The sequence below is a fragment of the Acinetobacter sp. V2 genome (assembly GCF_001188385.1).
GTDB classification, from domain to species: Bacteria; Pseudomonadota; Gammaproteobacteria; order Pseudomonadales; family Moraxellaceae; genus Acinetobacter; species Acinetobacter oleivorans.
On record NZ_JZFB01000005.1, the window covers coordinates 217,507 to 222,859 of the forward strand.

The following is a 5,353-nucleotide window of genomic DNA, read 5'->3' on the forward strand; positions in this document are numbered from 1 at the left end:
TAATTCTAAAAATCATAAAACAAAAGGCGCCTATAGGCGCCTTTTGTTTATACATAACTGTTTACGATTTTGACTATTTGTATCATATAAACATAACCAAAAGTGTTTACACTCAAAGCACTTAGCTAGTTTAAGCATTTTTTTCTTGACTTTGCAGTCACAAAGTAAAGGTCCTGAGGTGCTTGTGCAGTTATGCAAGTTGTTGCACGATGTAATAGTCCAAGGTGCCTCATGGCACATTCTCATAGATTAAGATTATAACTCTGGTTTCACCAGTATTGAGGAACCCGATATGCCACAATACAAAGCGCCCTTACGTGATATGCAATTCGTTTTGCATGAATTATTAAATGCTGAAGAACACTATGCAAAATTACCTGATTTCCAAGGTAACGTAAGCCGTGAATTGGTTGATCAATATTTAGAAGCTGCGGCAGACTTTTGTGAAAATGAACTTTCTCCTTTAAACCAAGTCGGCGACCGTGAAGGTTGTACTTGGAATGATGGCGTAGTTACCACTCCAACAGGCTTTAAAGAAGCTTATCAAAAATATATTGAACTTGGCTTTCCGTCTTTATCAGCAGAAGAACAATACGGTGGTCAGGCTTTACCTAACTCTTTAGGTATTGCAATTTCTGAAATGGTTGGTACAGCAAACTGGTCTTGGGGTATGTACCCTGGCTTGTCTCACGGAGCTGTACGTACATTAGAACATCATGGTTCTGATGAACAAAAAAATACTTATTTACCAAACCTTGTTTCAGGTGTTTGGACAGGTACGATGTGCTTAACTGAATCTCATGCAGGTTCTGACTTAGGTATTATCCGTTCTAAAGCAGAACCAAATGCTGACGGTAGCTATGCAATTTCTGGCGAGAAAATCTTTATCTCTGCTGGTGAACATGACATGGCTGAGAACATCATCCATATCGTTCTTGCTCGTTTACCAGGTGCGCCGAAAGGTACCAAAGGTATCTCATTATTCATCGTTCCTAAATTCCATGTAAATGCAGATGGTACTGTGGGCGAGCGTAATGCGGTTCGTTGTGGTTCTATCGAGCACAAAATGGGTATTCATGGTAACGCGACTTGTGTCATTAACTTTGACCAAGCTAAAGGTTACTTGATCGGACCTGAAAACCGTGGTTTGAACTGTATGTTCACCTTCATGAACACAGCACGTATTGGTACTGCGGTTCAAGGTTTAGCAGCGTCTGAATCATCTTTCCAAGGTGCGTTAACTTACGCAAAAGAACGTTTAGCAATGCGTTCGCTTTCTGGTCCTAAAGCTCCAGAAAAAGATGCAGACCCAATTATCGTTCACCCTGCTGTTCGTAACATGCTTTTAACTCAAAAAGCATTTGCTGAAGGCGGTCGTGCACTTGTTTACTTACTTGCTCAATATGCTGACATCGTTGAAAAAGGCGAAACAGAAGAAGAGCGTAAGTTTGCTGACAACATCTTGTCTTTATTGACTCCAATTGCAAAAGCATTCTTAACTGAAACAGGTTCTGAGTCTGCTAAGCACGGTGTTCAAGTCTTCGGTGGTCATGGCTTTATTTCTGAGCATGGCATGGAACAAATCGTACGTGATACACGTATTTCATGTTTGTATGAAGGTACAACTGAAATTCAAGCACTTGATTTGTTAGGCCGTAAAGTATTGCAAACTCAAGGCGCAATGCTAAAAGACTTTACCAAAATTGTTCACAAATTTGTTGAAGCAAATAAAGACAACGCTGCCATGAAAGAATTTGTTGAGCCGCTTGCAGCTCTTAACAAAGAATGGGGCGATCTCACTATGCAAATTGGTATGCGCGCAATGCAAAACCCAGATGAAGTAGGTGCTGCTGCTGTAGATTACCTCTACTTCTCAGGTTATATCACTTTAGCGTATCTATGGGCTCGTATGGCACTTGTTGCACAAGAGAAATTAGCAGAAGGTACGACCGATGTTGATTTCTATAACGCGAAAGTTACAACTGCTCGCTTCTACTTCAAGAAAATCTTGCCACGTGTTCGCTCACATGTTGATGTGATTGCAGGTGGTCTAGATCCATTGATGTCATTAGACGCTGAACATTTCGCTTTCTAACCATAGTTAGTTGCGATATGCAATGTTAAAAAACAAAAAAGGACTGCTCAGTTTTGACGGTCCTTTTTTTATAAAATCAATGATAAATTTACACTTTAAATTCCATATCCATTTCGTTTTACAGGATATCTAGCACAGGCCAATGTGCACAAAAAAGGTGAACGATTATGCCAATTTACAATGCTCCTTTAGCTGATATGAAATTCATCTTAAATGATGTATTTAAAGCAGAACAATTTTGGCAGTCTAATGAGAAACTCGCTCATGTAGATGCTGCAACAGCTGAAGCAATTTTAGAAGAAATGGCTAAATTTGCTCAGAACGTGACTCATCCATTAAACCGTACTGGTGATGAAGAAGGCGCTCGCTATGAAAACGGTGAGGTGTTCACACCAGCTGGTTTTAAAGATGCATTCCGTCAATATGCAGAAGGTGGTTGGATTGGCTTAGGTGCCGATGAAGAATGGGGCGGTCAAGGCATGCCAAAAATGCTCACCGTTCTTTCCGATGAAATGTTATTTGCAACTAACCCATCATTTATGCTCTACCCGCTTCTTTCTGTGGGTGCAGGCATGGCTTTAAACAGCTATGCATCTCAAGAACAAAAAGAAACTTACTTACCAAAGATTTATTCAGGTGAATGGTCGGGCACGATGTGCTTAACCGAGCCACATGCAGGTACTGACTTAGGTATTATTAAAACCAAAGCAGAACCTAATGAAGATGGTACTTATAACATCACAGGTACTAAAATCTTTATCACTGGCGGTGACAACGATTTAGCAGAAAACATTATTCATTTAGTACTTGCTAAAACGCCAGATGCTCCTGCTGGTTCACGCGGTATTTCTTTGTTCATCGTGCCAAAGTATTTGGTAAACGAAGATGGTTCATTAGGTGAACGTAATCTCGTTGGCCCAGGTTCTATCGAACACAAAATGGGGATTAAAGCGTCTGCAACTTGTGTGATGAACTTTGATGCAGCAAAAGGTTACCTTGTTGGTAAAGAGAACGAAGGTCTTGCTGCCATGTTTGTCATGATGAACTACGAACGTTTATCTATGGGTATCCAAGGTTTAGGCGCATCTGAATTTGCTTATCAAAATGCAGCGCAATATGCGACTGACCGCTTACAAGGTCGCAGTGCAGCTGGTGTTCAATCACCAAATAAACCTGCCGACAGCATTTTAGTTCATGGCGATGTACGTCGTATGTTGTTAAACGTACGTGCAAACAATGAAGCATCACGTGCTTTTGCAGTCTATGTTGGTCAACAGCTCGATATCACTAAATTCTCAACTGATGCTGAAGCTGTGAAAAAAGCCAATAATCGCGTTGCGCTTTTGACACCAATTGCTAAAGCTTACCTCACAGATACAGCATTCCAAGCAACTTTAGATGCTCAGATGGTATTTGGTGGTCACGGTTATATTCGTGAATGGGGTATGGAACAATGTATTCGTGATCTTCGTATTGCTCAAATCTACGAAGGAACGAACGGCGTTCAGTCTCAAGATTTAATTGGTCGTAAAACCATTAAATGTGGCGGTGCGTTCATTGCTGAATACATCACTGAAATTCGTGACTTTGCAAATGACTTAGACACCGATTTGAACTTCATTAAAGATGCAACTTTAGATGCTGCAACTGAAATCGAAGCAATCACTCAGTTTATTATTGAACAAGCTGCTGAAAACGTAGACTTCCCGAATGCTGCTGCTGTTGATTATCTACATGCAGTTGGCTTACTCAGCTTCGCTTATATGTTTGCAAAAATTGCGGCAGCAGCAAAAGATAAGTCTGGTGACTTCTATCAAAACAAACTTGCTTTAGCTCAATACTTTGCTGATCGTATCTTGCCGGATATTGATGCACGTATTGCTAAAATTAAAGCGGGTTCTGACTTAATTATGGGCTTCAGTGAAGACTACTTTACGAATCAAGCTTAATTAAATTCTTTATGAAAAAGCGTCTGAATATTCAGGCGCTTTTTTATTTTGTATTTACTATTTCCATTGGCATGAAATTTGTTTAATTTCTAAACATTAAGAAACAAACAAAAGATCTTACTATGCCTGATCCTAAAAAATACGAGCGAATACTTGACCGTTTTGGTCATTACGCCGTAGAAGCCTTCCACTATTTAGCCCTGTTTATTATTGGATGTATGGTGGCTTGGTCCGCAGCCAATACTGTTTTTGAAATTTTAACAGTCAAAAAGTATGCTTCAATTGATGATATTTTATTATTATTTATATACTTAGAACTTGGGGCGATGGTTGGAATTTACTTTAAAACCAATCATATGCCTGTACGCTTTCTTATTTATGTTGCGATTACAGCCTTAACCCGCCTACTCATTTCCGATATCCAACATGACCATAAAGCGGATATGGACCAAGTCATTATTACGGGCTCGATTCTTATTTTAGCTCTTTCTATCTTGGTTGTTCGTTTTGCATCTTGGAATTATCCGTCAGTCATGAGAGAGAAACATGCAAAAACACCAACGCCTTTAAAGCCCCCTCAGCCTCAAGATGATGAATTAGCATAAAAAAATGGCCTCAATATTGAGGCCATTTATATATTCTATATTTCAAAATTAACGGACACGATAAATTTGGTGTTTTGAGTCTACAAGTAAATATTGGTTAGGTGTTTTAACCCAACGGTATCCACGTGGTGGCTCATACAAACGATGCGATCTCCAGTCTGAAACATAATAGCGACTATTGCGGTATTCTGCTGGAACACGATCGCCACGCTTAAATGCTACATATCGACCATAGTGCTTACCGCGATCGGCATTTGACCACTGTGGAGCGCGATGATCATTTCGGTAGTCATGACGGCGGTCATCACGATGCTCATATCGATCATAGTTTTTACCATGATTATTGTCCCAACGATGACTTGTATCGGCCATCGCAGTAGCTGACATACCCAACATTAATGTTGAAAGTACAAGAACGATTGGCTTTTTCATGACCTATTTCCTTTTATCTTGATCTGAAGCTAGATTAAAAGAGAGTCAAGGAGAAACCATGAATAAAACAGCTTTGATTGATATTGTTTGTAATGACTATAAAGAAAATATGAAGAATCTGTATCTGTGCTACCATTACCATTTTTCAAACTAGGTCAATTGCTGTGTCTGAAATCAGTTTTGAACGTCTTCATCAATTTTTTTGCAAAGTTCCAACTGTACAAGAAGCCCGTATCATGGCTCATGGAGCAGACGGCGAACATGCTTGGTGG

At 39.8% G+C, this 5,353-nt stretch carries 4 protein-coding genes and 1 pseudogene; 4 read left to right on the forward strand and 1 reads right to left on the reverse strand.

The annotated features are described in order from the left end of the window. Positions 1–292 precede the first annotated feature (292 nt). The 3 genes from UC75_RS15630 to UC75_RS15640 all read left to right on the forward strand — a co-directional run bounded on the left by UC75_RS15630 (position 293) and on the right by UC75_RS15640 (position 4,649). On the forward strand, positions 293–2,095 hold the full coding sequence (locus tag UC75_RS15630; RefSeq protein ID WP_004789135.1) for an acyl-CoA dehydrogenase C-terminal domain-containing protein: 1,803 nt from the start codon (positions 293–295) through the stop codon (positions 2,093–2,095). A gap of 167 nt (positions 2,096–2,262) precedes the next feature. Then, positions 2,263–4,044: an acyl-CoA dehydrogenase C-terminal domain-containing protein gene (locus UC75_RS15635; protein ID WP_004789132.1), complete on the forward strand. Its 1,782-nt coding sequence runs from the start codon at positions 2,263–2,265 to the stop codon at positions 4,042–4,044. Between the two features lie 122 nt (positions 4,045–4,166). After that, positions 4,167–4,649: a phosphate-starvation-inducible protein PsiE gene (locus UC75_RS15640; protein ID WP_013196854.1), complete on the forward strand. Its 483-nt coding sequence runs from the start codon at positions 4,167–4,169 to the stop codon at positions 4,647–4,649. Positions 4,650–4,697: 48 nt separating this feature from the next. Here the strand turns inward: UC75_RS15640 and UC75_RS15645 are convergent, their stop codons facing one another. Beyond that, on the reverse strand, positions 4,698–5,081 hold the full coding sequence (locus tag UC75_RS15645) for an RcnB family protein (protein ID WP_004789127.1): 384 nt from the start codon (positions 5,079–5,081) through the stop codon (positions 4,698–4,700). A gap of 164 nt (positions 5,082–5,245) precedes the next feature. Here UC75_RS15645 and UC75_RS22015 point away from each other — a divergent pair. Further along, positions 5,246–5,353, forward strand: a pseudogene (locus UC75_RS22015) (hypothetical protein); the annotation flags it as partial.

Bases quoted from the DNA above. Each gene is read 5' to 3' on its own strand.
- UC75_RS15630 (WP_004789135.1), top strand. From the start codon at position 293: ATGCCACAATACAAAGCGCCCTTACGTGATATGCAATTCGTTTTGCAT.
- UC75_RS15635 (WP_004789132.1), top strand. From the start codon at position 2,263: ATGCCAATTTACAATGCTCCTTTAGCTGATATGAAATTCATCTTAAAT.
- UC75_RS15640 (WP_013196854.1), top strand. From the start codon at position 4,167: ATGCCTGATCCTAAAAAATACGAGCGAATACTTGACCGTTTTGGTCAT.
- UC75_RS15645 (WP_004789127.1), bottom strand. From the start codon at position 5,081: ATGAAAAAGCCAATCGTTCTTGTACTTTCAACATTAATGTTGGGTATG.